We start from the raw sequence: 26750 nt of genomic DNA on the forward strand, positions 1-26750 counted from the left end.
CGGAGGGCGTCCCCCGCGGGCCGGCGGGCCGGTCGGCTGGCCTTCCTACGCTGACGTCACCGGCGGGGCGATGCCCGCCGGCCCGCGGGGGACGCCCTCCGAATGGGAGCCCCTCGTGGGGGACGGCGACGCGCCGGCGCTGGCGTCCTCGATCGGCCTGCCGCCGCCCCCGCCCGGCTCGCCGCCGCCGGGCGAGCCGCCGTCCGCCGGGTCCGGGGGAGTGGGACAGCTACCCGCCGCAGGCGTTCCCGCCGGTTCATCGCCGGACATCGTGCCGCTGGCCGGGCTGATCCCGGGGCCGCCGCCGTCGGTGTCACCGCCCGCGGGCGAGAACACGCCGGCGCCGCCGGTGCCCCCGCCGGGGGAGTCCGCTCCGCCGGCACCGCCGCCGACCGTGGCCGCGCCGTCGTCCGAGTTCCCGCCGTCGGGGTCCACACCTGCAGGGCAGGCCGCTGCCGGGCAGGAACCGCCCGGACAGGAGCTGTCCGGGCCCCCGGTGGGCGGGCCTGCGCCGTCTGGGCAGGTTCCGTCCGCGCACGGGCAGGCCGGGCCTGTGGCGTCCGCGTCGCCCGGTGGCGAGCGCGGTTTCCCCGGCGACTTCGGGCCCGGTTTCGCGGTCACACCCGGCTTCCCACCCGGGCAACCGCCGCACGGGCCGGCGTCGTCTGACTTTGGTACGCCCTGGGGGCCGCCGGCCCTCGAACCCGGCCCCGGGGCCGGCCCGGGCGGAGTCGGCGCCACCGGGGCGGGTCACGACGGGCCGGTCCCGGCCGGGCCGTCCCACCCGGGCGGTGGCGGGGCGTCCGAGGGCGCGGATCTCGCCGGGCTGGCGCTGCGGGAGGCCCTGTTCGACCAGGCCCCCGTCGGCCTCGCCCTGTACGACGCCGGCGGCCGCTACATCCGGGTGAACGACGTCCTCGCGCGGCTCAACGGCCGCCCGGCCGCCGAGCACCTGGGCCGCACTATGTCCGAGCTCCTCGGGGAGATCGGCCAGGAGATGGACGGCCTGCTGTCCCGTGTCCTGCGCACGGGCGAGGCGGTGACCGACCTCGAGATCGGAGTCGCCACCGGCGGCGCCGGGCCGAACCAGACCTGGTCGGCGAGCTGGTATCCGGCCACCGACCGGCTCGGTGCCCGCGCCGGCGCGGTCCTCGTCGCCCTCGACGCGACCCGCGCGAAGACCGCCGAGCGGGACCACGCCCGCGCCGTCGGCCGGGAGCGGGCGCTGGGCGAGGCCACCGCGGCGGACGTCTTCCACGCCGGCGAGGACGGCGCGCTCGACACCGACCTGCCCCGCTGGCGCGCTGCCACCGGCCAGAACGGCGCGCAGGCCGCCGGTTTCGGCTGGCTGGACGCGATCCATCCCGATGACCGCGAGCGGGTCGCCCGGGCCTGGCACGGCGCGATCGAGCGCCGCGAGCCGTTCGACGCCGAGTTCGGTGTCCCGGACGTCACCGGGACACATCGGACGATCACCGCCCGGCTGGTGCCCGTGGTGGACGGGCCGCAGGCCGAGTGGATCGGTGTGCTGACCGACGTCACCGAGGCCCGTTCCGCCCGCGACCCGCGACCCGCGCAGGACGGCGTGCCGGACGAGGCAACCTGGCGCCGTGAGCAGTCGTGGAGGCTGACCTCCGCCCTCGGCCGGGCGGTGACCGTCGACGACGTCGTCGCGGCGGTGCTCGACAGCGGCGGGCGGGCCGCGCGCGCCGTGGGCCGCGGCGTGGCGCTGATCGACGAGAGCGACGACCGGCTCCGGTTCCGCTCCCTGGTCGGCACCTCGGCGCAGTACGCCGAGCGCTGGTCGGAGGTCGGGCTCGGCGCCATCCACCCGCTCGCCGAGGTCATCCGCGGCCGGCGGCCGCTGTTCCTGCGCAGCCGCGACGAGCTCGGTGGGCGCTGGCCCGTTGCCGACCTGCTCGGCGCGGTCGAGTCGGGGCCGGAGCACGCCTGGGCGCTGCTGCCGCTCGCGACGACCGACGTGCCCTTCGGCGTCCTCCACCTCGGGTTCCCCTCGCCGCGCGAGTTCGACACCGACGACCAGGCGTTCCTGATGGCGATGGCCGAGCAGTGCGCGCAGGCCCTCGAGCGCGCGACCCTGTTCGAGCGGCTGGCCGCCGACACCGCGCGCAGCCGGCGGGACCGCGACGAGGCCGAGGCCGAGCTGACGGCGGCGCTGGCGGCGGCGGACGTCCAGCAGTCGGCGGCGGGCGCCGCGCGGCGCAGGCTGGAGCAGCTCGCCCGTGCGGGCGAGGCGGTGGCCTCGGCCACCAGCCCGGAGCGTGCTCTGTCGGCGCTGGCCGCGGCGGTTGCCGGGGAGATCGCCGACGTCTGCGTCATCCACCTGCTGCCGCCCGCGGACGAGACCGAGACGTCCGTAGCGCCCGGGCCCGGATTGCCGGGGTCGCGTCCGGCGGTGTTCGCGGCCCGTGACGGACTCACCGCCGCGGCGCCGCCCGGTGCTCCCGCGCTTGTTTTGCCGGGGGCGGGCCCGCTCGCCGCGGTCGCCGTCGGCGCCGCGCCCGTGCTCCTGCCCGCCAGCCCCGACGCCCCGTTCCTGGACGGCGCCCTGACCCCCGAGCTGGCCCGCTGGGTACGGGAGGCCGGGGGGCACAGCGCCGCGGCGGTGCCGATCACGTTCCGGGGCCGCCCGGCCGGCGTGCTGACGGCGATCGCCGCCGGTGAGCGCCCCGCCTTCACCACGGACGACCTGCCCTTCCTGACCGAGGTCGCGGCCCGCACAGCGTCCGCCCTGGAACGCGCCGAGGCCGGTGGCCGCGACGGTGGCGACGCGCTGGCGCTCCAGAAGGCGCTGCTGCCGCGCACCCTGGCCCCGGCGGGCCTCGACCTGGCCACCCGGTACCTGCCCGCGGGCGAGGACGACCAGGTCGGCGGCGACTGGTTCGACGTCATCGACCTCGGCGCCGGGCGGGTGGCGCTGGTCATCGGCGATGTGATGGGACGCGGTGTGCGCGCTGCCGCTCTCATGGGGCAGCTCCGCAGCGCCGTGCGCACCTGCGCCCGGCTGGACCTGCCACCGGCCGAGGTCCTCATCCAACTCGACGGGCTCGTCGCCGACCTCGGCGAGGACCTGATCGCCACCTGCATCTACGCCGTCGTGGAGACCGACACCGGACTGCTGACCCTCGCCAGCGCCGGGCACCCGCCGCCCCTGGTGGTCGCCCCGGACGGCCTGGTCTCCCGGCTCTACATGGCGGCCGCGACCCCGCTCGGCCTCGCCTGCGACGCGATGACCGAGTACACCGTCTCGCTCGGGCCCGGCTCGCTGCTGGCCCTGTTCACCGACGGACTCGTGCGCGGGCGCGGGCTGGACATCGACGCCGGGGTCTCGAACCTGGCCGCCGTCCTGGCCCGCCCGGCCGAGGAGTGGGACGGCCGGCTCGGCGACCTGGCCCGGGCCGCCTGCGCGGCGCGGGTCGGCGCGGGCGGCCCGCCGCCCGGCGACGACGTCGCGCTGCTGCTGGCCCGGCTGCCCGTGCCGGACCCGCTGGCCGAGCCGCTGGACGTCTCCGCCGATCCCTCGGTGGGGCTCAGCCAGGTCCGCGCGCAGGTGCGGGTGGCGCTGGAGAACGCCCTGACAGAGCCGCCGGTGATCGACACCGTGGTGCTCGTGCTCTCCGAGCTCGTCGGCAACGCGCTGGTGCACGGGCGGACCCCGCTGTCGGTCCGGGTACGGCGGATGGCGGCGTCGAGCCCGGCGGGTGCCGGTGCGGCGGGCGGCGGCTCGGTGGGTGGCGGTTCGGCAGGTAGCGGTTCGGCAGGTAATGGTGCCCGGCGCATCCTGGTCGAGGTGGGCGACGCGGGCGGCCGGATGCCCCGTCGCCGCCGGGCCGGTCCCGACGACGAGACCGGCCGCGGGCTCGATCTGGTCGGCCGGCTCGCGCTGCGCTGGGGCGTGCGGCCCGTCGGCGACGGCAAGCTGGTGTGGGCGGAGATCGACCCGAGCCGGGTCTGACGTCCAGCCGGGCTGGGCGCCGGGCCCGGCGCCCAGCCCGGCTGGACGACCTGAGAGGGATCGTCGCCCAACGGGCGGCGGAGCTGTGCCCGGCGGGTGTGCTCCGGTGGGGGCACGGTGGTGTGTTCGCGCCGGCAGGTCCACCCGCCTCCGGCCGGGGCCGCGCCTCGCGTAACGTGAGCGCCATGCCGGACGCGGTGCTGCGCCTCGACAAGGTCACGGTCAGGCGCGACGGGGTTGACCTGTTGCGGGACGTGAGCTGGGTGGTGAACCAGGGCGAGCGCTGGGTGGTGCTCGGGCCGAACGGCGCGGGCAAGACCACCCTGCTGCAGATCGCCTCCTCCCGCCTGTTCCCCACCGCCGGCACGGCCGATCTTCTCGGCGCGCGCCTGGGCCGGGTGAACCTGCATGACCTGCGTTACCGGGTCGGCGTCGTCAGTCCGGTGCTCACCGACGCGCCGCCGCCCGACGAGCGGGTCCTCGACGCCGTCGTCACCGCCGGCTGGTCCGTGCTGGGCCGCGCCGACGAGGCGTATGACGACGTCGACCTGCGCCGTGCCGCGGACCTGCTCGGCCAGTTCGGCTGCCGGGGCCTGGTCGAGCGCACCTTCGGCACGCTGTCGGAGGGGGAGCGCAAGCGGGTCCAGATCGCCCGGGCGCTGATGACCGACCCCGAGCTCCTGCTGCTGGACGAGCCGGCCGGCGGGTTGGACCTCGGCGCGCGGGAGGCCCTGCTGCGGCTGCTGACCCGGTTCGCAGCCGATCCGGTCGCCCCGGTCACCGTGTTGGTCAGCCATCACGTCGAGGAGATCCCGGTCGGCGTGACGCACGCGCTTCTGCTGCGCCGTGGCCAGGTACTCGCCGCCGGGCCGGTGGCGGAGGTCATGCTCTCCGAACGGCTCTCGGCCTGTTTCGGGATTCCGCTGGAGATAACGTCCTCGGCGGGCCGGTACGCGGCCCGCCTGGCGGCTCCGGCCCCCCGGCCGCGCCCGCCGGCTCCGGCGCCGGCGCCGGCCTGAGCGCTCCACGATGACCGACCCGGCGCTGACCCCGAGCGCTTCAGAGCTGATCTGAACGGTCCGCAGGACCGACCGGAACGGTCCGCGAGACGGGCCTGAGCGCGTTTCGGCGCCGGCGCCGTGCCGGCGCGGGCGGGCAGGCGGGCGGGCGCGGAGAAAGAACGGCCGCGAGATGCCTGGGCCGGTAGGCGCCATCGGCAGCGCCGCGGTCATCCGCAAAGGCGGTGTCTGGCCCGGCGCACCACGACACAGGTCGACCCTGTGCGACACGGGCGCTCACGCCAGGCCAACCACCACTCCCTCCCCGACCTCGACTCCGCCGTGCCGAAGCGTGGCCGTTGAGTGAGTCCATGGACTCACTCAACGGCCACGCTTCTCCAGAGGAGCAGTTAGGCACCAGTCAAATCAGATAGAAGCTGCGCATACCGGACGTCGCGGACGGCTTGGCTGGCAGGGGCTGGAGGCACGGACGGGGCGGGTGGCCGGCGCCCAACGGCGTCGGGCGGGTCGGGGCAGCTCGGCGCCCGACGGGCCGACCAGCACCTGCCGCGGCCCGCATATAACCCGCGCGCTTTACCTGGAACGTGCCGGAGGTGTCAGGACCGCCACCGGATGCCGTGCCGGCGCGCGCCACCGCCGGAGGGCTCGGTGATCGGTGGCGGATCTGCCGGGATCCGCCACCGGCGGGATCTCGGCTGCCCGAGACTCAGCCGCGCCCGCGCCGTCCAGGGTCCCCGGCGCGGCCGTGTCTGCGGGCCAGTAGCGGCCCTCAGAGCGTCCCTGTGGCCTTTGCGGCGGCTTTCCGAGGTTGTCCGCCGGCACCCCCCGATCGGGGTTGCTTCCGTCCCGGCTGAGTCCACTTCGCGCGGGCGGCCCGGCAGGTTCCGCCGACGACCGGCCGGCCCCGCACGCCGGGGCCCGGCGGCCCGTTGGGCCCATCTCCCGAGGGCCGCGTCGTTCGGAGACGTATCTCCGAGGGGTTCCCCTGTTCGGCGGCGTATCTCCAGCAGGACTCCACCGCCCGGGAGCCGTGTCTGGCGGGAGTTCCGCGTCTGGCGGGAGCTCTGTGTCTGTCGGGAGCTCTGTGTCTGTCGGGAGCTCTGTGTCTGTCGGGAGTTGTGCCGCCCGGCGCCGGGCGGACACCATCCGTCCGGAGTGCCGCGCTCGGCGGGGCGGAGTTCCCTCTCAGATAGGTGTGATTCCTGACATAGTTATTTTTCGCGATTCGGTGCGGTGACCTCGTCGAGGCGATCCCGAAGCCACCGGGAGCCGGCAACCCGCGCGCCCAAGGCGCGAACACGATCCCCCAGTGCCCGATCCGATGTGACGACCAGAGTCGGTCCCGCCGTGGTGCGTACGGCATCCACGATGGCGTCGTCCCCGCCCGCGGGAGCGTGGATCACCAGGAGTCGTGGGGGTTCGCCGGCCATTCCGGGTAACGGGCCCTTCAGTTCCGGCGGCACAAGCGGAGGCTGGCCTTCCGACTGTCCGGTGGATATATCGCCCGTACCGACCGTGGGGGGTACGAACTTCGGTGTGCTCGGGCCGGCCGGTACACCCGCTCGGGCGGCACCCTCCAGAACAAGAAGGACGCGTGACGGCCCATCGGCCCGATCGCGGTGGCCAACGGTCCGGGCGAGCAAGACGAGAATGTCCCTGTGTAGTCGGTCGGCCGCAGCCGAGCGGTCCCGCCACCACCCGTCCGGTCGTGCGCCAATCACGTTCGCCGCGTCCACCACCCAGGTGAGCCGGTAGTCCGCTCCGGTCGGGTGCATAGCGTCAGGGGCGGAATCCGGCGTACTCACCGGGCGCCGGGGTCGGCTTTGCCAAACACGGCGGTGGGTTCCCGGCGCCGGAGCGCGGCCAAAGTCGCCGCAGGCACGGCTCCTCGTTTGGCTGCCAATCGAACGATCCGCCAGGCGTACGAAGGTGGCCGCTCGTCCGCGTACCGGCGTCTGCGCCCCGAGGTGGGCCGCCGTCGGGTTGGCGGGCGGCGCGGTGGAGTCGTTCGTGGGTCGACGTTTCGAACCGGAAGGTGTGATTCGAAGAACATGATCATCCCTCTATCATGTCGATGTCGATCCGCTCCTTTGGGTGCGGTCGACACCCCACCACGAGCCCACCAAGACGGAGGGGACTTGCGCCATCGTCGCGGTTGCCTCGCGCGTCCGACGAACCAGGCGTGACAGTTCACCGTCTTCTCGTGGTAATACTAGACCCGTAAGTTTCTGCGGTCCGCTGACCTGAAGGAGAGTGGCATGGCTCAGAAGACCATCGTCTCGTTGATTGACGATCTCAGCGGAGAAGAGGCCGACGAGACGGTCCGGTTCGGACTGGACGGCGCACAGTATGAGATCGACCTGTCGGAGAAGAACGCCACCAAGTTGCGGGAGTCGTTGGCGCCGTTCGTCACCGCTGCCCGCCGTTCCGGTGGCCGGGCGGCCAGTGGCCGTCGCGGGGCGCGGGCCGCTTCGCGGCGTACCGGTGGAACCGACCGCACCGCCGACATTCGCGAGTGGGCGCGCAGCAACGGCTACACGGTGAGTGACCGGGGCCGTATCGCGTCGAACATCGTAGAGGCGTACGACAAGGCTCACTGAGCCGGGTCGCGACTGCTTTCCGGGTCGACGCGCCGAGCGGTTGACCCTGGTACTACCCGAGTACCACCGTGATAGCCGGTGGGTCTCCTCGGGCCGGCGGCCGAAGAAGACGTGATCATCTTATCGCGTCCCGGTTCCTGCCCATCGATCGACCGATGGGCAGGAACCGGACCACGGATCGCCGATTGCCGGCCGACGACCGTACTACGCTCGGGGGCGGTCAAATGGGCGGCCGGCCGGCTGGATCCTGTGTGGTTTCAGTGCCTGGCGGCCTCGCCGGCCATCCACTTTTCGACATCGTCGGCCGAGCGTGCGAGCGCGGCTGACATGTTCCGACTTCCATCCGGCGTGACCAGGATGTCGTCCTCTATCCGGACGCCGATCCCGCGCAGCTCCGGTGGAACAGTGAGGTCGTCCGGCTGGAAGTACAGCCCTGGTTCGACCGTCAGCACCATCCCGGCCTCCAGCGCGGCGTCGCGGTAGGTCTCGTCGCGCGCCTGCGCGCAGTCGTGCACGTCCAGCCCGAGCATGTGCGACGTGGAGTGCAGTGTGTAGCGCCGGTGCAGGCCGGCCCCGGGTGCTTTCGGATCCTCGTTGAGTGACTCTTCGACCGTGGCCGGCAGCAATCCCCAGTCGTGCAGCGCCTGCGCGATCACCCGCATCGCGGCCCGGTGCGGATCCAGGAAGGCGGCGCCGGGACGGACCGCGTCTATCCCGGCCTGCTGGGCCCGGTAGACGACCTCGTGAACCTGGCGCTGCAGCGGGCTGAAGCGCCCGCTCACCGGCAGCGTCCGCGTCACATCGGCGGTGTACAGCGAGCGGCCCTCGACCCCCATGTCGAGAAGTGCCAGGTCACCGGGCCGCACTGGGCCGTCGTCGCGGACCCAGTGCAGGGTCGTGGCGTGCGGGCCGCAGGCCACGATGGAGCCGTATCCGACGTCGTTGCCGTCGACGCGGGCCCGTCGCCAGAAGGTTCCCTCCAGCCAGCGCTCCCCGTTGGGGAGCGTCGCCGCGCGGCCGAGTTCGCCCACGCACTCGGTGAAACCGAGCACGGTGGCCGCGACCGCCTCGTCCAGCCGGGCGATCTCGAAGTCGTCCTTGACCAGCCGGAGCTCGGACAGCACCTCGGCCAGCGCGGCGTCCCGGTCGGCGGACGAGCCGGTCGGCGACCACCGGCTCACCGCGCGGTCCACCCGGGCGTCCAGCCCGCGCACGACGCGGGTCCTGGCGGGCGCGAGACGGGCCAGCGCTTCGGGAAGCTCCGGCAGCGGCCGGCATTCGATGTCGAGAGCCGCTGTGGTCTCCCGTACACCGGGCCGGGGGCCCACCCACAGTTCGCCGTAACGGCGGTCCGTGTAGAACGCGGAACTTGATCGGTCGGATCGGTCAGCGAGATAGAGCACGGCGTCATGGTCGCCGGCAGCGGTGGGATGCAGGATCAGGACGGCGTCCGGTTCGTGACATCCGGTGAGCCAGAAGAAGTCACTGCCGGGGCGGAACGGGTAATCGGTGTCGTTCGCCCGGACGTGTAGCCCGCCGCTTGGTATGACAAGCGCTTCGGTGGGGAATCGGGTGGCCAGAAGCGAGCGCCGTTTCGTGGTGTAAGGGGCGCAGTCGTCACGCACCGCGACGGTGTCATCCACCGGCGCCCAGCCGCTCGCCATGAAACGCCTGAAGGCCGCGTGGGGTTCCTCGTCGTGCTTAGCCTGTCCGGTCCTGCCCGGTTCGTCCGCGGCTTGTTCCTCCGTCGTCGGACTGTCTGCGACGGTGGGGGGAGTCCCCGGTGCGATGGTTACCCCCGCCGGCTCCTGTGCCCGGGTTGTCCCGATGGTCGGTTCCGGAGATTCCGGATCCGGCTGGATCGATTTCCCCGGTGGTACGGCGGGGGGCACCGGGAGCCCCGGTGTGCCGGTGTCCGGCGAAGATGCGACGCGTTCCACTTCCGCGCCGCCCGAAGCGGGAGTGGTCCGGTGTGCGACGTCGTCGGCCGTACCGCCGGGGGATCGCCCCGCGACCGGGCGTGAAGCTGGTGTTTGGTGGGACTGGGCACTCATGCCGCTAACGGTAGGCCGCTTCCGCCGTGCTCGGGTAGCGCCCTTCGCCGTGGCGACCACGGCCGGCCCGATGGCGGGACTTCTCATCGTCGATCTCACCCGGGTTTTGGCGGGTCCGTTCGCGACGATGATGTGCGCCGATCTCGGTGCCCGGGTCATCAAGGTCGAACGGCCGGGCGGCGGGACGACTCCCGTACCTACGGTCCGTTCATGGACGGCCGGTCGCTGTACTTCGCGCGGGTGAACCGTGGCAAGCAATCCGTCGTCCTGGATCTCAAGGACACGACGGACCGTGACCTTCTGTTGCGGATCGTCGACCGGGCTGATGTTCTGGTCGAGAACTTCCGCCCCGGGTGATGGACCGGCTGGGTCTCGGCGTCGATGTGCTCACCGCACGCAATCCCCGCCTCATATACGTCAGCATCTCCGGCTTCGGGCAAACGGGCCCGTGGCGGGAGCGGCCGGCATACGACTCCGTCGTGCAGGCGGCCTCGGGCATGGTGTCGATCATCGGACGCCCGGGCGAGGAGCCCGTCAAACCGGGTGTTCCGATCGCGGACCCGGCCGCCGGTCTCTATGCTTTCGGCGCCATCGGGGCCGCGCTGCAGGGCCGGAGCACCACCGGCCGCGGAACTCATCTCGAGATTGCCATGTTCGACGCGACGGTCACCCTGCTGGAGGGCGCCGCGCTGTCATATCTCGCGACCGGCGTCACTCCGCCACGGATCGGAAACGCCCACTACTCCATCGCCCCCTTTGACACGTTCGCGTGCGCGGGCGGCAGCATCATGATCTGCGCGGCCAACGACAACCTCTTCGGCCGGCTGTGCGCGGTGGTCGAGCGGCCCGACCTCGCCGCCAACCCGAGGTTCCGCACCAACGGCGACCGGCTCCGGGAACGCGAAGCGTTCAAGACGGAGATCGAGGCGACCCTGCGCCGGCAGGAGCCGGACCACTGGTTGAAGGCACTGCAGGCCGCGGGCGTTCCCTGTGGTCCGATCAATGATGTTCCGGCCGCGGTCGACTCCGCGCGGACGAGCGCCCGCCGGATGGTGATCGAGGCCGGCGGCCTCCCGCCGCCCGGTAATCCCATCAAGGCCGCCGGATATCCGGACCCGCTCGAACGTCCCGCCGCCCGCGCCCGCGCTCGACGCGGACGGCGCGCCGTGCGGGCGGAGTTCACGGGCCCCGCCACCGGCTGACCCGTCCCGCGGCCCGACCGGCCGTCCCGACTGCCGGGCGCGGCGTGGCCTTGCCGGCGCGGCCTGGCCGGCCCGGCTGATCGGCCTGGCCGGCGGGTCGGCCTGCCGTCGCTACCGCCTCCCGCCGGAGCGTGCGAGGCTGGGACAGAACGGGCAGCCCGGTTCCCGATATCGCAGATGGCCCGAAACAAGCGGTGACAGCACCGACCGGACTGCCGGACTACAGGCAACACCGTCGGATGTCGGCAGAGATACCGGTACAACGGAGCAAGCCGGCGGAACACCGGTAGAACAGTGATGGGCCGACGTGGAGGTCCGCGGGTCGCCCAGGCGGCGGCCCCGGGGGCTGGCCGCGGCGGTCCGATGGGTACCGAGTGGTACAGCACCGGCCAACCCGGTGTGAGCGTCGGACGAGATCCCGACCACCGCCCCGCCGTCGCCTCGATGCGGCCGGCGGCGCGGCGGGCAGGCGGTCTGCGGCGTGAACCTGTCGGGACCGCCGGGAACGATGATCCTCGTGCCCGGCGGGTGAGCGAGGGGAACGTGGCCATGACCTGGCCTCCGAACAGTGGCGATCCGGACGGCCGGGACCCGCGCGACCGCCGTCGTCCACCGCCCGGCGCCGGATCCGGCCGCCCCGGGTACCCAGGTCAGGGCCAGGGCCGTCCACCGGTTCCCGGCCGCCCGCCGCAGGAGCGCCCGGCGCGGGACAGGCGCGACCGCCCGGTGCAGGGACGTCCGGTGCAGGGACGTCCGGCACGGGACCGACCGGCCGCCGGCGAGGAGAACTGGCCGGCGGGAGCCTGGCCGCGCCACGAGCCCCGCTCGGCTCCCGCGCCGATCCCGCCCACCCGCCGGCTGCCTCCGCCGGGCGCCACCGACGGCGGGCGGACCTGGCCCGCCCCGAACGACGGGCCCGGCGGATACCGTGCGCCGGTCGGCCCGGGGCCCGGGTACGGCGGCCCGCGCGGGCCGTACGACACCCCGGGCGAGGACCTGCCCGCGGAGGAGCCACGCCGCCCGGTGAGCGGTGTGCGCCGGACGGTGACCCTGGTGGCCGCCATCGTCTCGGTGGCCGTCCTGGTCGTCGCCACGAGCGGCTGGGCCGTGCTGCGCCACTACGACGGCAAGGTGAACCACATCGAGCTCACGTTCTCCGACTCGGCCGCGCGGCCCTCCGCCGCCGGCGGAGGCACCCAGAACATCCTGCTGGTGGGCTCGGACACCCGCGCGGGCACCGGGGGCGAGTTCGGCCAGACCGAGGGGCAGCGCTCGGACACCACGATCCTCGCCCACCTCGACGCCGACGGCTCGACGACCCTGGTGTCCTTCCCCCGCGACCTGTGGGTGCAGATCCCGGGCTACACCGGCTCCGACGGCACCCAGCACGACGCGCAGAAGTCCAAGCTCAACGCGGCGTTCGCCTACGGCGGGCCGTCCCTGCTGGTCCGGACCATCGAGACGCTCACCAACATCCGGATCGACCACTACCTCGAGATCGACTTCCTGGGCTTCCAGGCGATGACGGACGCGCTCGGTGGCGTCACCGTCTGCGTGAAGGAGCTGACGCCCGAGCTCAAGGCACAGGGCTTCGACAACCTCAACGACCGGTATTCCGGCTGGCACGGCCAGGTCGGCAACAACACGCTCACCGGTGAGCAGGCGCTGGCCTTCGTCCGGCAGCGTTACGGCCTGCCCGGCAGCGACCTCGACCGCATCCACCGCCAGCAGCAGTTCCTCGGCGCGGTGTTCCGCGAGGTCGCCTCCACCGGAACCCTGCTCAACCCGCGCAAGCTGCTCGACGTCGTGGACGCGGCCACCTCCGCGCTGACCCTGGACGACCACACCTCGCTCACCGATCTGCGCCTGCTCGCCGTCCGGATGCAGGGCATCAGCACCGGTGGGGTCACCTTCGCGACCGTCCCGGCCACGCCGTCACAGGCCGGCGGGCAGTCCGTGCTCGTGGCGAAGACCGACGAGCTGACGACGCTGCTCGCCGGGATCGGCGGCTCCCCGCCGCAGGCCGCCGGGCCCCCCGCGCTCGACCCCGCCGGCTCGCCGTCCGGCTCGACGGCGGCCTCGATGGCCTCGGCGGCCTCCGTGGGCGCTACGGCCGCGTCCGGTGCAGTGCCGGCGTCCGGTACCGGCCACGGTTCGGTGGTCACCGCGGACCTGCGCGCCACCGGCGGGCGGCCCGCGGGCGGCGCGGTGACCCTGGCCCAGGCCACCCCCGAGCCGTCCGGCGGGGTGGGCTGCACCTACTGACGCGGGGAGCCGAACCCTGTCGCGGACGACCCGGGCCCTGCTGTGGGGGACCGGGTCGTGCCGCGGGGGCTGAGTCCTAACGTGGGGGAGTCGAACCCGGCCGGTCTGGCCGGGCCTTGGCGTGCCGCGGGACGCGGCGCTGGCGCGGGGGGCGCTCGTCGATCGCCGCGTTCAGCTCGGCGCCGAGCAGCACGGCCAGCGCCGTGATGTAGAAGAACAGCAGCGCGGCGACGGGCGCGCCGAGCGAGCCGTACACCAGCTCGTTGCTGAAGACCAGCTCCAGGTACATCCGCAGCAGGTAGCTGCCCACCAGCCACAGGAAGAGCGCGAGCGCCGCTCCGGGTAGTGCCCGGCGCCAGGACCGCCGCACGGGCAGCGCCAGGTGGTAGAGCGTCGTCAGCATCGCCAGCGACACCACCCCGACCACCGGCCAGAAAAGAATCTTCAGTAGGTCGTCGACCACCGGGTGACGGCCGGAGTTGAGCATGTCCGACAGCAGGCCGGGCCCGAGGACGAGCGCGGGCAGCAGCAGGACGCCCGTCGCCACCTGGGCCAGGAACAGCCCGAGCGCGAGCAGGCGGCTGCGGACCGCCGAGCGGAGCTCCCGCTGGCCGTAGGCGATCGTGATGGTGTTCACGAACGTCGCCATCGCCGTGGATCCCGTCCACAGCGACAGCACGAAACCGATGGAGATGACGTCCGGGCGGCCGCGGGAGAGGATCTCGTCGATCGTCGGCCGGACGGTGTCGTCGACCACCGACGCCGTCAGCAGGTTGTCGGCGCCGTCCAGGATGCTCAGGCGGACGTTGTCGAGGGCGTCGCCGCCGAGGAGGTCCCCGATGTAGCCGATCGTGCCCAGCAGCGCCAGGAGCAGCGGGGGCATCGACAGCAGCTGCCAGAAGCCGGCTTCGGCGGCGAGACCGAGAACACGGTGCCGCCAGGCGTTCGCGACGGTCGTCCGCGCCAGGCGCAGGGCCCCCCAGGGGACCCATGACCTTGGTTGCAGCAGCCGGCGGGCAAGATCACGCACCGCCGCGCCGCGGTCGGGCCCACCGGCACCCATGCATGCCCGTAACCAGCGCAGCGCCAACAGCGCCCGCCGGGCCGGGTCCCGCATGCCGGGGCGGGCCGTCGGACCAGGTCCACCCGCTGGGGGGGCCATGGCCGGCACCGCATCGTTCCCAGTGGTGGACACGCGCCCCACCGTATGACTATCGGCCCGCGGTTCCGGTGAGGGTGTCCTTGCGCCGGATGATGGTCGTCGTACCGGCCCGGTGGCCACGACACCGGGCCGGTGACGAGTCGAGGGCATGCCATGTGATCATGGCATGCCCTCGGGAGTCAGTCGTGTCAGGAGACGCTCAGCTTGTCGGTCTCGTCGTGGTACTCGACTGCGACCGAGCGGAGCTTGGAGTCGTGAGACTTCGCGTGATGGCGGCAGAAGAGCAGATCTCCGCCCCCAGGCAGAACGACCCGGACGTAGGCCTGGGCGCCACACCTGTCGCAACGGTCGAGGTTGGTCAGCGTCGGCATCGTGGTAGTCCCTGTCACACCTTCTCCAACTGTGTTGAGCGGCCAGACGTTCCGCCTGGCCATGTGACGGTTTACTCACAGCCGGCTCTCTCGGCGTCGTTGCATCCAGAGCGGCCTCCGCCCCCGGTGCCTCCTCGTGGCGGACCGGTGACGAATCTCGGGTTCGACCCCCTCCTAGGGCCGGCGGGCGCCGAACACGATGTCGTCCCATGCTGGCACCGACTTGCGTCCGCGTCGACCGCCTGCGGGACGTTCGCCGCTACGACCTGCCGCCGGCTGCCGTCCGCGGTTGCCCGCGGCGGCCTGCTGGGCGGCCCGTGCGGCCTGCTGGGCGGCCTCTGTGGCGGTGTCGTCGACCGTGGCGGCGGTGGTCTCCGCCGCGGTCTCGAACTCGCTGTCGGCCGCGGTGGACGGCTCGGCGGAGTGCTCCGCCGCGGTGGAGTCGGGGCGCGCGGGGCGGCCCGCCGGGCCGCCCTCGGCCCGGGCCGGTGTGGCCCGGCCCGCTGCCGGCCGGCGCGGTGCTCCGCCGCGCCCCGGGGCAGCGGCGCCTCGGCCGCCACCAGCCGGAGCCGCCGAGGCCGCAGTGCCGCCGTCCAGGTCCTCAGCGGCTGCCGCGAGCGCCCCGAGTGAACGGGCACCGCCAGCGGTGCGGGCGACAGCTGGCCGGCGGGCGGCGGTGGCCGCCGGACGGCGCGGCACCCGCTCCACCGGCGTCGTGGGTTCCCGTGCCGGCTCCGCGGCCGCAGGCGGCACGATCGCGGCCGGTCGGAGCACCGGCTGCCCTGTCGGCGCGGGAGCCGCAGGCTGCCCGGCCCCGCCGGGCGCGGCCTCGCTCACCGACCGGTCGCCGCCGTCCTCGGTGTCCTCGTCGTCGTCTTCGTCGTCCTCGTCCAGACCGGCGGCGTGCGCGGCCTGAACGGTCTCCTCCGGGTCGGCCGAGCCGCCCGGGGTGTTCTGGGCGTCCTCGCTCGGGATGCCGGGCTCGGTCGCTTCCGGCGCCGGGGCGAGGGCCGCCTCGGCCACCGCGACCAGGTCTGTCCTGGTGGACTCCATGTCAGCCGCGCCGGCGTGGCCGAACTCCGCCTCGTTGGCCGCCGCCGCGTCGACGGCGGTGGCGGTCACCTCGGAGTACTCGGTATCCGGGTTTGGCAGCGACCTCGGCTCGGCCGCCGGTGTCGGCGGTGGAACGGCCCGCTCCCGGGAGCCGAACCGGCTCGGGGGCGTGGTGCGCCGGCCTCCCGCGCCGCTGTGCCGCCCGGACAGGCCCGGGGCCCCACCCTGGGCCGCCGGCCACGCACCGGGCATGCTGCGCCGCGCCGCGCCGGCCGTACGGCTCGCGGTGGGGGCGGCCACCGGGCCCTGGTACTCGTCCGGGCCAGCCTGGTCCGGCGAGGTGCCGTGGCCGCCGGCTCCCTGCCCCGTGTTCGCCCGCGTCGCGGCGTCCTGGCCGGCGGCTTCCTGGGCGGAGCCTCCATAGCCGGAGGCTTCGTAGCCGGTGTTCTCGTAGCCGGTGTTCTCGTAGCGGGGGGTCGCGTAGTCGGGCGCCCCGTGGTCAGGAGTGGTGTGGTCCGTGGCGTAGTCGTCGCCGGCCCGCTCGGCCGGGCGGCGGTCCGGAGACTCACCCGCGGGCCCCTGGGCCGGCGACGGCCCGTACCCCGGCGCAGCCGCGCTGGGGAGGTAGCCCGTCCCGTTGACAGCCGCCGGAGCGGGGAAGGCCGAGGGGGGAGCCGTCGAGGGCTGCGTTCCCGGAAGCTGCTGGCCGGGTCCACCGGCCGCGGACTGCGTCGGGTAGGTGGCCGCCGCGCCCTGGTCGTGCACCAGGGTCAGCGCCGGGCCGGCGGCGCGCACGGGCGGCTGCGCCGGCTGCGGGGCGGGCGGCTCCGCCGATTCGGGGGCGACCAGCGCCCGGGCCGCGTCGTCGTGCGGGCGCACCCGGCGCACCACCGGGTCCCACGTCCACCGGGCGCACCTGCTGTCCGAGGTGAGCTGGACCAGCCAGATCCCGTCCACCCGGCGCCAGGCGTCCCACTGGGCGGTGTCCGGGTCGTCCTGCACGCTGAGCAGCCGTGCGTCGACCACCTCGCCGAGGGGACGGCCGGGCACCCCGCCCGGATCCTTGGGCAGCAGCGCGGCGCGCGCCTCCTGGACCACCCGGGCGCGTTCGGCCAGCACCGGCCCCTCGTAGCGCTCGACCCGCTCCACCGGGATGCCCGCGGCCCGCGCGACGTCGGCGGCGGTCTCACCGGCCCGAAGTCGGGCCTGGATCTCACGGGGGGTCAGCGCGCTTTCCGCGCGTACTTCACTACGTCGGGCTCCGCGCAGCGCCGCGCGCAGCCGATCGTCCACCGCGACGCGGAACTGTTCCGCATCCGCGCGCCCGGCGGCGTCGGCGAGCACGAGATAACCGCCGTCCTCGCTGAGTGCGACCGCCCGCAGCTCGCGCATGGCGCCTTCTCCTCCCGTCGATCTCCTGCCGTGCGGCCGAGCGTGCGGGGTGCCCTGTCGGACACCCCGAGGGCGCACCGGCGCACGAGTTGCGCGCGAAACCGCCTCGCTGCCATGCGTCCCGGTAGATGACAGCCTGCCATCGATGGCGCCGGACGGTCGCATTGCGGCGGGCGACACGCACAGTCTGACCCTCGCTGAGGGTTCTGAACACGTCGGGGGCCCGTCCCGTGCCCGGGTGTGACGCATCACCGCCCCGGCGCCCACCCGGCCGGGCGGCATGATCGTGCCCACCCGCCGGGCGCCGGGGCCGGCGCTCAGGGGCGACGGCCGCCGGGCGGCCGGGTCGCCGGCCCGCGCCGTCGGGCCGGGCGCGGGGCGGGCCGGGCGCGGGTCTGGTCACCACCGGCGTACAGCGCCGCCCCGACGACGCCCGCCTCGTTCTGGAGCTGGGCGGGCACCACCTTCGTGCGCAGTTCGAGGTGGTCGAAGAACTTCTCCGCCTTCCGGCTGGCGCCGCCGCCGATGATGATCAGATCCGGCCACAACAGGGCCTCGAGGGTGCTCAGGTAGCGGTTGACCCGCTTGGCCCACTTCTCCCAGGAGAGATCCTCACGCTCCCGGACGGCCTCGGACGCCCGCGTCTCCGCGTCGTGGCCCTGGATCTCCAGGTGCCCCAGCTCGGTGTTCGGTACGAGCTGGCCGTGCAGGAACAGCGCCGTCCCGATCCCGGTGCCGAACGTCGTCATGACGACGAGGCCGGAGGTGTCACGGCCGGCGCCGAACGCCATCTCGGCCACCCCGGCGGCGTCGGCGTCGTTGACGACGGCGACCTCCGAGCCGGCCAGCGCCGGCCCGAGTGCCCCGCCGAGCACCGCGGAGACGTCGGTGTCGATCCAGGCCTCGTCGACGTTCGCGGCGGTGCGGGCGACCCCGGACTTGATCACCGCCGGGAACGTGGCGCCGACCGGGCCCGTCCACTCGAAGTGCGCGACGACCTCCGCGACGGTCCGCGCGACCGACTCCGGGTCCGCGGGCTGCGGCGTCGGGAGCCGGAACCGCGGCGCGGCCAGCGTGCCGTCCTCGATGTCGACCGGGGCGCCCTTGATGCCCGTCCCACCGATGTCGACCCCGAAGACCCGCATTGCGCCGTCCTCCCGCATGTGTCGCTGTACGTCGCTCTCCTGGCGGCGGCGCGGCCTCCCGGCGGGAGCCCGCGACCTCCGGTACCTCCGGCGGAGGCGAGGGAATCGGTGAGGCCCGGCGCGGCGGGCGCCGAGCGGTCGTGCCCCGGACCCCGGGTGCCGCGTCGTGCCGAGCCGTGCCTGGCCTGGTTGTGCCTGTCGTAGTTTCGCAGGCCCGCCCGAAGCCGTGGCGGCGGCGGGCGCTTTCGGTGGTGAGCCCGGTCTCCGGCGGACGTCCATGCCGCTCCAGGCGGGACCGGAGATCGCCCGGGGTGGGCCGGACAACGCGTGTGTCCTGTTCTGAGGGCACCTACTCTGATGAGATGCGGTTGACCGATTCCCACGGGCGGGTCGCCACCGACCTTCGGGTGTCGCTGACCGACCGGTGCAACCTCCGCTGCAGCTACTGCATGCCCGCCGAGGGGCTCGACTGGCTGCCGAACCCGCTGCTCCTCACCGACGACGAGATCCTGCGGCTGGTCACGATCGCGGTGGCCCGGCTGGGCGTCACCGAGATCCGGCTGACCGGCGGCGAGCCCACGCTGCGTCCGGGGCTGGTGCGCCTGGTCGAGCGGATGGCGGCGCTCTCGCCCCGGCCCGAGCTCTCGCTCACCACCAACGGCCTGCGCCTGGCCGGCCTGGCCGGCCCGCTCGCCGCCGCCGGCCTGGACCGCGTCAACGTCTCCCTGGACACGCTTCGCCCGGAGCGCTTCGCCCGGATCACCCGCCGGAACCGGCTCGACGACGTCCTGGCCGGCCTCGCCGCCGCGGCCGACGCCGGGCTGATCCCGGTGAAGGTGAACGCGGTGCTCCTCCGTGGCCTGAACGACGACGAGGCCGCGCCGCTGCTGCGCTGGTGCCTCGCGCGCGGCTACGAGCTGCGCTTCATCGAACAGATGCCGCTGGACGCCCAGCACGGCTGGCGCCGCACCGAGATGATCACGGCCGGCGAGATCCTGACCCGGCTGGAGGCGGAGTTCGTCCTGACCGCGTTGCCGGGACGGGGGAGCGCACCCGCAGAGCTGTTCGCCGTCGACGGGGGGCCGGGCACCGTCGGGGTGATCGGCTCGGTGTCCGCGCCGTTCTGCGCGGCCTGCGACCGGGTCCGGCTCACCGCGGACGGGCAGGTCCGCAACTGCCTGTTCGCCCGGGACGAATCCGACCTGCGCGGCCCGATGCGGTCCGGCGCCACCGACGACGACCTCGCCGACCGCTGGGTCCGCGCGGTGTGGGGGAAACACGCCGGCCACGGCATCGACACGCCGGGCTTCCACCAGCCGGCCCGGCCGATGTCGGCGATCGGCGGGTGACGTCACTCTCGCCGTCGCCGTCGGGGGAGCTGGGCGAACCGTGGGACGCACTGGTCCTCGCCGGCGGCCACTCCCGGCGGCTCGGCGGCCAGGACAAGGCCAGCGCCGTTGTCGGTGGCCTGCGGCTGCTGGACAGGGTGCTCGCCGCCGCCGGCGCGGCCGAGCGGATCGTCATCGTCGGGCCGCCGCGCCCGGCCCGGCCCGGTTCCCGGTCGGTCCGCTGGACCCGCGAGGACCCGCCGGGCGGCGGGCCGGTCGCCGCCATCGCCGCCGGGCTGCGGCTCGTCGAGGCCCCGCTGGTAGCGGTACTCGCGGTCGACCTGCCCTTCATCGGCGCCGCGGAGCTCGCCGACCTTCTCGGATCGCTGCGCGGCGAGCCACCGGGTCACCGTGACGCCGACGTGGCGGTGCTGGCCGATCCGGCGGGCCGGCCGCAGTACCTTGCGGCGGCCTGGGGCACCGCCGCGCTGCGCGCCGCCCTGCCGGCGGACCCGGCGGGCCGCTCGGTGCGCTCGCTGCTGGCCGGGCGGGATGTGCGGACCGTCCCCGCCACCGCCGACGCCTGCCTTGACTGCGACGACCCGGCGTCGCTGGCGGCGGCCCGGGCCCGGGCGGTCCCCGGAACGCACGGCTCGGGCACGATGCCCTGATGACAGACGACAACGAGGCGGGCGGGCCCTCGGCGGCCGAGCGCCCCGCAGGCACTGGTGCGGCGGCCGCACCCGGGGCGGCCGGTGGCGAGGCTCAGCGTCTCGGCGATGTTCTGGACGAGTGGGTGAGCCGGGCGAGCACCGCGCTCGGCCTGGAACCCGGTTCCGTGGACGCCACGCTCATCCTCGACCTCGCCCGGGATGTCGCCCACGGCGTCGCGCGCCCCGCCGCCCCGCTGACGGGGTTCCTGGTCGGGCTGGCCGCCGGCCGCCGTGGCGGCAGCGCCGCCGACGTCCGAGCCGCCGCGGACACGGTGCTGGCCCTCCTACCCGAGCACGACTCCAGGCACGACGGCTAGTGCACGACGGCTAGTGCATGCGGACGGGGCCGGTCTCGTCCAGGTAGCCGCGCATGTCGATGGCCATCGTGTGGACGTCCTCGGCGTCTGGTTCGGGGACCTCCTCGGCGTCGTCGCGGGGGTAGCCGAAGGTGAGGCGCGGCAGCATCTGGGTGGGGGCGTCGACGAGCCCGGGCGCGGCCTCGATCAGCCCGGACTCCCAGTCGAGCTCGCGGCCGCTCAGCGGGCCGGAGGGCAGGTTCCGCGCGGCCGGTGACGTCGTGACGATCACGTAGTCCAGCACGCCGAGAGCGGCGATGACGACGAGGGCCGGCAGCGCCGCGAGTGGGCGCCACACCGTCAGGCCAACCATCACGAACACGGCCACCACGGTCAGGCCGCCGACGATGTGCCTGCGCACCGGGGGTAGCGCTGGAACCTTGCGGCCGCGCCGGTAATGCGCCATGCACCACAGTGTGCCCCCGTCGCCGGAACTGTCCAGACGGTGGGGTGTTGTCAACCGCCCGACTGGCGGCAGACAGAGACGCGACGCAGGGTGGAACCCGACGTCGGAAGCGAACCGGGGGAGCCGGCCGTGACAGCGGAGGGTACCCGCAATGCCTCTTTCCGGTGAAGGCTCTTCGGCGGTGCGCCGGAATGAGTCACACTTACCGTGGGAAATGAGAGATCCATGGCCCGACCCGCCGGTCAACGGTGTATCCATGGCCCGGTGTCGCACCATGGGATCGACCTCGCGAGGCTGGAGGATCGCCGTGGAGGTTACAAGTCGTGGCCGCTGGCCGCGACCGCTGCCACGACCCCGGCCAGGGTCGAGGCCGAGGTCAGCCCCGGTACTGGCCGTCGCCGCGGTGGTGGCGCTGCTCGTCCTGATCTCCGGGTGCGGGGCGTCTAGTTACGACTATGTGACGAACAAAGATGACGGCGCGTTCCTGAAGGTGCCGGCGGCCTGGACGTATCAGGAGATGCCCGGGCCGGCCCTGTTCGGCATCGACGCCCGCAATGTGAGCCCCGAGATGTTGCGCGGCCTGATGTCACGCGAGTGGGTCGTCGGGCTGGATGCCGCCGAGAAGTTCGACGAGACCAGTCTGTTCGTTCCCGACGCGCCGCTGCCGAAGGGCTTCGTCCAGGTTCGGCATCTTCTTCCGGAGGAGGCCAATGCGGTCTCCACGAACGACCTGCGCAACTTCGTGGTCACCGTCGACGACGCGGTCGCGGCGCAGGAGGAGGCCGTCCGCCAGGACCCGTACGGCGCGCGCCTCGCGCCCAGCTTCCTGCTCCTGGCCGACGAGAAGGTGGCGCAGGACAGCGGCGTCCACGGCGTGCACCTGATCTACCAGGTCGCCACCGCGGCCGGGCTGGTCACCATCGACCAGACCAGCCTGCTGGATCAGAACCAGACCGTGCTCTACCAGCTCGTCCTGGCCTGTTCAGCGCTCTGCTACACCCAGCACGGGGGGCAGATCGGCGAGGTCACGGGCTCGTTCACCATCAAGCCGACGGACCGAGGGCAGTAGGCATGAGCGCAACCGACCGGGCGACCAGTTCGGGTTCCTCCGCGCCCGCGGGGGAGACCACCGCGGGCGACGCCGCTTCCGACTCCTCGACCGCGCCGCGCCGACGTCCCGCGGCGCTGTGGGACAGAACCAAGTTCCTGCTCCTGCTCGGCGCGCTCTTCGCCTTCGTGGTCGCGGCGGACGTCTCCGGCAACCCGCTGATGACCTGGGGCGACGCGTTCCGCATCCAGTCGCGGTCGAGCTGGTGGATCCTGGCCCTGTTCGGGCTCGAGGTGGTCCACCAGATCCACATCTTCCTCGGCGAGCGGTCGTCGCGGTACTACGTGTTCTGGACGGACAAGATGTTCGGCCGCGCCGAGCGCCGGCTGCTGCGCTTCAACGACTGGAACCGGTACCGGGCCAGCCGGGCACTGAAGGTCGTGGCCGCGTTCGCGCTGTTCCTGTTCGTCTACGCGCGCATCGTCGACCAGTCCATCTTCGAGGCGACGGTCGGCCTGCCCGGCGCGGCGTGGAAGGCCATCCCGCTCGTCCTGCAGATGGTGCTGCTGCTGGTGGTCGTCGTCGGGCAGTTCGTCGCCATCTTCTGGTTCCTCTCCAAGGGCGGCGTCGAGGTCTACTTCCCCGAGGACATCAAGACCCGCTTCGCCGACGTCTGGGGCCAGGACCACGTCGTCAGCCGGGTCCAGGAGAACGTCTTCTACCTGGAGCGCCCCGAGGAGATCGAGGACAGGGGCGGTTACGTCCCCGGCGGCATTCTGCTGTGGGGCCCGCCCGGCACGGGCAAGACGCTGATCGCCGAGGCGGTGGCCGGCGAGACGGGCAAGCCCTACGTCTTCGTCGACCCGGGCGCCTTCTCTGCGATGTTCATGGGCGTCGGCATCATGAAGGTGAAGTCGCTGTTCCGCAAGCTGCGCAAGCTGTCACTGCGCTACGGCGGCGTGATCGTCTTCTTCGACGAGGCCGACACGCTCGGCAACCGTGGTCAGCTCGCCGGTGGCTTCAGCGGCGGCGGCAAGCTCGGCGCGGGAGCGGCGGCCTTCTCCACCGGGCACAACCCGTTCGGCGTGCCGGTGGGCGCGGAGTCCGTGGACGCCTGCAACGGCTTCTCCTACCTGGACTCGTTCGCCCGGGCCCAGATCGCCCGCGACCACGCCCAGCGCGAGAACTTCGTCATGGGCGGGGGGATGGGCGGGTCCGGTGCCGACGGGACCCTGCAGGCCCTGCTCACCGAGATGTCCGGCCTGAAGAAGCCCCGCGGATTCCTCAACCGGATCGTCCGGCGGACCCTCGGCATGCGTCCGAAGCCGCCGCCGAAGTACCGCATCCTGGTGATGATGGCGACGAACATGCCCCAGTCGCTGGACGAGGCGCTGCTGCGGCCCGGGCGCATCGACCGCATCTACAAGGTCGGCTACCCCAGCAAGGAGGGCCGGATCCGGACCTTCGAGGGCTACCTGGCCAAGGTGCGCCACGAGCTGACCCCGGACCAGGTCGAGCGCCTCGCCATCATGAGCCCGGAGGCCACCGGCGCCACGATCAAGGACACGGTGAACGAGGCGCTGGTGCAGGCCGTCAAGGACGGCCGCGAGATCATCACCTGGCAGGACATGCTGCGGGCCCGGGTGGTCAAGGAGTACGGCCTCGCCGACGACCACGAGCACATCGCCCGCGAGCGGCACAGCATCGCGCTGCACGAGGCCTGCCACGCCGTCGTCGCCTACCGCACCCAGCGCGGACGGGTCATCGACCTGGCGACCATCGAGCGGCGTGGCGGAGTCGGCGGGTTCGTCGCGCACGTCGCGGTCGAGGACCGCATGTTCATGTGGAAGTCGGAGATCGAGGTCCAGGTGATGGTCTCCCTCGCCTCGCTCGCCGGCGAGCGGATGTTCTTCGACGGCGACAACACCGTGGGTGTCGGTGGTGACCTGCGCAGCGCCACCCTGCTGGTGTCGAGCAACATCTCCTCGGCCGCGATGGGCGAGACGCTCGCGTCCCGGCTGAGCATGATCGAGCACCAGATGGGCCAGGCGTCCATCGACTCGGACCGGCCCTTCGGTGAGCAGGTCGAGGCCAAGCTGCGGGAGATCTACGCCCGCACCGAGGCCGTCCTGTCCGCGAACCGGCGTGAGGTGCTGTCCCTCACCCATGCGCTGGAGACCCACAAGACGATCACCGGCGAGGACGTCGAGGCCATCATGGAGGGGACGGTCGGCCCGACGGTCGACGGCCGCCGCTACATGGAACCGGGGTTCATGGCCGTCGCGGAGGACTACCACCGCTCGGCGGTTCAGGCACACCGCGGGATGCACCACGACGATCTCCGGGAGCTTCCCGAACTCGGCCGGGCAGCCGCCCGCGGGGCGCCCCCCGTGCCACGGGCACTCCCGGAGGGCCCCTCCACCGCCAACTGACGTCGCCGCCGCCCCGCCACGGGCACTGGCCGGGCGGTGCCGATCGGTGTCGGTGTTCGGTGGTGTCGGGCGGTGTCGGTGCCGGTCGGAGCCCTGGCCGCGCGCCTACTCGCCTTTTGGTTTTCTTCTCGCCGTTTTGTAGCCAGATTCGGCGGAATCCGGCCCGAAACGGCGAGAAGGGCGCCAAAGGGCGAGCGGGTTCCCTCGATATTCGGGGTGTTTTGCCCGATAGGTGGCGGTCTGGGTAGTCCCGTGGTCGGGGCAGTCCCGCGGTGATGAGGCCGCCTTCGCCTCCTGCGCGGGCGAGACCGCGTGGACGGCTGGTCTCCTCGCGTTCAATCTACGACCCCCGACCTCGGACCCCGACCCGTGATCTCGGACCCCCGAGCCGTGATCTCCGAGCCCCGAGCCGTGATCTCCGAGCCCCGGCGCGGGGTGTCAGACGTCCTGGAGAGCCGGCCCGCGCTGCGGTGCGGCCGCCGCGCTCAGAACACCCGCGACCGGGTTACCGAGCACGGTGTCGGTCGGCGCGGACGCAGTTGGGTCATCCGACATCGCGGTGCCTCCCGCCGTGCCAGCGTCGCCCACTGTGCCAGCGTCGCCTGCCGTGCCAGCGCGGTGTGTGGGGCCGGCGGTGAGCGCTGTGTCAGCGTCTCCTGCTGCGTCAGCGTCGCTCACTGTGCCAGCGATGAGAGTGGTGCCACCGGTGAGCGTTGTGTCCGCGTCGAGCGCGGTGCCTTCTGCGGTGACGATGCCTGTGGCGAGTGGCGGGTCGACGCCTGGCGCGGCCGGTGGTCCGGGGCTGGCCGCGGCCGCCGGGACAGCCTGCGCGCGCGCCGCCTGGCTGCGCAGGGACACCGCCGCGAAGGCGGATCCGGCCAACGCCGCCACGCCGGCCATCGCCAGGCCGGCCCGCGCACCGAACGTCTCGGACACCCAGCCCGCGATCGGGCCGCCGACCGGGGTCGAGCCGAGGAACGCCACCGACCACAGGGCCATCACCCGGCCACGCATCTCCGGTGCCGCGGAGAGTTGCACGGTCGCGTTGCCGGTGGAGATGAACGCGACGCTCGCCGCGCCGACCACCACGAGCGCGGCGACCTCCAGCGCCAGCACCGGGGCCGCGGCTGCTACCAGGGTGACCACGCCGAACACCCCGGAGGTGACCGCCAGGGCCGGGATCCCCACCCGCCGGTGCCGGGCGACGACCAGGCCACCGGCCACGGCCCCCGCACCCATCGCGCCGGTGAGAAGGCTGTACGTCGCGGCCGACCCGGCAAAGGTCTCACGTGCCACGAGCGGCAGCACGACCTGGAACTCGTAGGACAACGCTCCGATCACGGCCATCATGAGCAGCGGGATCCGCAGGCTCGGCGTCCGCATCGCGTAGGCGAGCCCGGAGCGCACCTGCCCCGGTGCCCGCGGCACGGGACGTCGGCGCACCAGCGCCGCGGTGTCGATCCGCTGCAGCGCGATGACCACGGCGACGAACGAGGCGCCGTTCAGCAGGAAACAGCCGCTGGTGCCTACCAGGCTGATGAGGATGCCGGCGATGCCCGGCCCGACGACCCGGGCCGCGTTCATGGTCACCGAGTTCAGCGTGACGGCGTTGGGCAGGAACTCCGACCCCACCATCTCCTGGACGAAGCTCTGCCGCGCCGGGTTGTCCACCGCGCTGGTCATCCCGATCGCCGCCGCGACGGCGGCGACCATCCACAGCTGGGCCGTGCCCGTCAGGTCCAGGACGCCGAGCAGGACGGCGAGGGAACCGAGAATGATCTGGGTGGTGATCAGGAGCCTGCGGGTGTTCGAGCGGTCGGCGATCAGCCCGCCGTAGGCGCCGAACAGCAGCACGGGCAGGAACTGGGCCGCGGTGACGAGCCCGAGTTCGGTGCCGGACGCGCCGAGCGACAGCACCAGCCAGCCCAGGGCGATCATCTGCATCCAGGTCCCGCAGAGCGAGACCACCTGACCGCCGAGGAAGAGGCGGAAGTTCGGTACCTGTAGGGCGGCGAAGGTGCCTGTGGACGACAGCGCCCGGGTGCCTGCCTCCTCCGCGCCTCCTGCGCTCGTCCTCGACGTGACCTGGTCCGAACGACTCATGCGGTGCACCTCCGAGGTTCACAACACGCCCCGGCCGATATTTATTTCGCGCAGCTAAGTATTTCGTGGGCGGGTGGGAACGAGGGTGGAGCAGGGTGGCTCGGGGTCGCGGATCGGTCATGTAT

18 protein-coding genes and 1 pseudogene are annotated in these 26750 nt (G+C 73.4%); 11 read left to right on the plus strand and 8 right to left on the minus strand.

The window, feature by feature from the left end:
* Positions 1–45 precede the first annotated feature (45 nt).
* A complete protein-coding gene (locus FMEAI12_RS39900) occupies positions 46–435 on the minus strand; it encodes a hypothetical protein (RefSeq protein ID WP_112106380.1) in 390 nt (129 codons plus the stop codon).
* A 118-nt stretch (positions 436–553) separates the two neighbouring features.
* Here FMEAI12_RS39900 and FMEAI12_RS14075 point away from each other — a divergent pair, with 118 nt between their 5' ends.
* From FMEAI12_RS14075 to FMEAI12_RS14090, 3 genes are all read left to right on the plus strand, one after another.
* A complete protein-coding gene (locus tag FMEAI12_RS14075) occupies positions 554–3976 on the plus strand; it encodes a SpoIIE family protein phosphatase (RefSeq protein ID WP_368672071.1) in 3423 nt (1140 codons plus the stop codon).
* Positions 3977–4161: 185 nt separating this feature from the next.
* Positions 4162–4995 (plus strand): ABC transporter ATP-binding protein, encoded by an 834-nt coding sequence (locus FMEAI12_RS14080; RefSeq protein WP_112106381.1) that lies wholly within the window; start codon positions 4162–4164, stop codon positions 4993–4995.
* A gap of 2258 nt (positions 4996–7253) precedes the next feature.
* Positions 7254–7595, plus strand: coding sequence for an Lsr2 family protein (locus tag FMEAI12_RS14090; protein ID WP_006542630.1), 342 nt, complete (start codon positions 7254–7256; stop codon positions 7593–7595).
* A 257-nt stretch (positions 7596–7852) separates the two neighbouring features.
* Here FMEAI12_RS14090 and FMEAI12_RS14095 read toward each other — a convergent pair whose 3' ends face one another.
* Entirely contained in the window at positions 7853–9259 is a 1407-nt protein-coding gene (locus tag FMEAI12_RS14095) for an aminopeptidase P family protein (protein ID WP_071061332.1), read from the minus strand.
* 460 nt (positions 9260–9719) lie between these two features.
* Between FMEAI12_RS14095 and FMEAI12_RS39905 the strand changes: the two genes are divergently transcribed.
* From FMEAI12_RS39905 to FMEAI12_RS14105, 3 genes and pseudogenes are all read left to right on the plus strand, one after another.
* A complete protein-coding gene (locus FMEAI12_RS39905; protein ID WP_368672072.1) occupies positions 9720–9893 on the plus strand; it encodes a CoA transferase in 174 nt (57 codons plus the stop codon).
* A pseudogene (locus FMEAI12_RS14100) lies at positions 9860–10851 on the plus strand (CaiB/BaiF CoA transferase family protein). Before FMEAI12_RS39905 ends, FMEAI12_RS14100 begins: the two are co-directional and overlap by 34 nt.
* A 549-nt stretch (positions 10852–11400) precedes the next feature.
* Positions 11401–13116, plus strand: coding sequence for an LCP family protein (locus FMEAI12_RS14105; protein ID WP_235013991.1), 1716 nt, complete (start codon positions 11401–11403; stop codon positions 13114–13116).
* Positions 13117–13192: 76 nt separating this feature from the next.
* Here FMEAI12_RS14105 and FMEAI12_RS14110 read toward each other — a convergent pair whose 3' ends face one another.
* The 4 genes from FMEAI12_RS14110 to ppgK form a co-directional block, all read right to left on the minus strand.
* Complete coding sequence (locus FMEAI12_RS14110; RefSeq protein WP_071061328.1) at positions 13193–14278, minus strand: YihY/virulence factor BrkB family protein; 1086 nt, start codon at positions 14276–14278, stop codon at positions 13193–13195.
* A 188-nt stretch (positions 14279–14466) separates the two neighbouring features.
* The gene (locus FMEAI12_RS14115) at positions 14467–14667 is read right to left on the minus strand and encodes a hypothetical protein (protein ID WP_020458878.1); all 201 of its coding nucleotides are present in this window, start codon (positions 14665–14667) and stop codon (positions 14467–14469) included.
* 156 nt (positions 14668–14823) lie between these two features.
* On the minus strand, positions 14824–17094 hold the full coding sequence (gene sepH, locus FMEAI12_RS14120; RefSeq protein ID WP_112106383.1) for a septation protein SepH: 2271 nt from the start codon (positions 17092–17094) through the stop codon (positions 14824–14826).
* 317 nt (positions 17095–17411) lie between these two features.
* Positions 17412–18239, minus strand: coding sequence for a polyphosphate--glucose phosphotransferase (gene ppgK, locus FMEAI12_RS14125; RefSeq protein ID WP_041253742.1), 828 nt, complete (start codon positions 18237–18239; stop codon positions 17412–17414).
* Between the two features lie 362 nt (positions 18240–18601).
* Here ppgK and moaA point away from each other — a divergent pair, with 362 nt between their 5' ends.
* From moaA to FMEAI12_RS14140, 3 genes are read left to right on the plus strand one after another with little or no spacing between them, the layout of a single operon-like run.
* The gene (gene moaA / locus FMEAI12_RS14130) at positions 18602–19588 is read left to right on the plus strand and encodes a GTP 3',8-cyclase MoaA (protein ID WP_071061326.1); all 987 of its coding nucleotides are present in this window, start codon (positions 18602–18604) and stop codon (positions 19586–19588) included.
* Positions 19585–20238: a molybdenum cofactor guanylyltransferase gene (locus tag FMEAI12_RS14135; protein WP_112106384.1), complete on the plus strand. Its 654-nt coding sequence runs from the start codon at positions 19585–19587 to the stop codon at positions 20236–20238. Before moaA ends, FMEAI12_RS14135 begins: the two co-directional genes overlap by 4 nt.
* A complete protein-coding gene (locus FMEAI12_RS14140) occupies positions 20238–20597 on the plus strand; it encodes a DUF6457 domain-containing protein (protein WP_112106385.1) in 360 nt (119 codons plus the stop codon). Before FMEAI12_RS14135 ends, FMEAI12_RS14140 begins: the two co-directional genes overlap by 1 nt.
* Positions 20598–20607: 10 nt before the next feature.
* Here the strand turns inward: FMEAI12_RS14140 and FMEAI12_RS14145 are convergent, their stop codons facing one another.
* Positions 20608–21042 carry a hypothetical protein gene (locus tag FMEAI12_RS14145; RefSeq protein ID WP_112106386.1) on the minus strand — a complete coding sequence of 145 codons (435 nt, stop codon included), beginning with the start codon at positions 21040–21042 and terminating at the stop codon, positions 20608–20610.
* Positions 21043–21445: 403 nt separating this feature from the next.
* On the opposite strand from FMEAI12_RS14145, the gene FMEAI12_RS14150 reads away from it, so the two are divergent.
* Together FMEAI12_RS14150 and FMEAI12_RS14155 are read left to right on the plus strand one after the other, a co-directional pair.
* Positions 21446–22111: a hypothetical protein gene (locus FMEAI12_RS14150; RefSeq protein WP_071061321.1), complete on the plus strand. Its 666-nt coding sequence runs from the start codon at positions 21446–21448 to the stop codon at positions 22109–22111.
* Positions 22112–22113: 2 nt separating this feature from the next.
* Entirely contained in the window at positions 22114–24522 is a 2409-nt protein-coding gene (locus FMEAI12_RS14155) for an AAA family ATPase (RefSeq protein WP_112106387.1), read from the plus strand.
* 438 nt (positions 24523–24960) lie between these two features.
* Here the strand turns inward: FMEAI12_RS14155 and FMEAI12_RS14160 are convergent, their stop codons facing one another.
* Positions 24961–26625 carry an MFS transporter gene (locus FMEAI12_RS14160; RefSeq protein ID WP_235013992.1) on the minus strand — a complete coding sequence of 555 codons (1665 nt, stop codon included), beginning with the start codon at positions 26623–26625 and terminating at the stop codon, positions 24961–24963.
* Between the last annotated feature and the right edge of the window lie 125 nt (positions 26626–26750).

Origin of the sequence: Parafrankia sp. Ea1.12 (genome assembly GCF_900465275.1) — a bacterium.
GTDB lineage: Bacteria > Actinomycetota > Actinomycetes > Frankiales > Frankiaceae > Parafrankia > Parafrankia soli.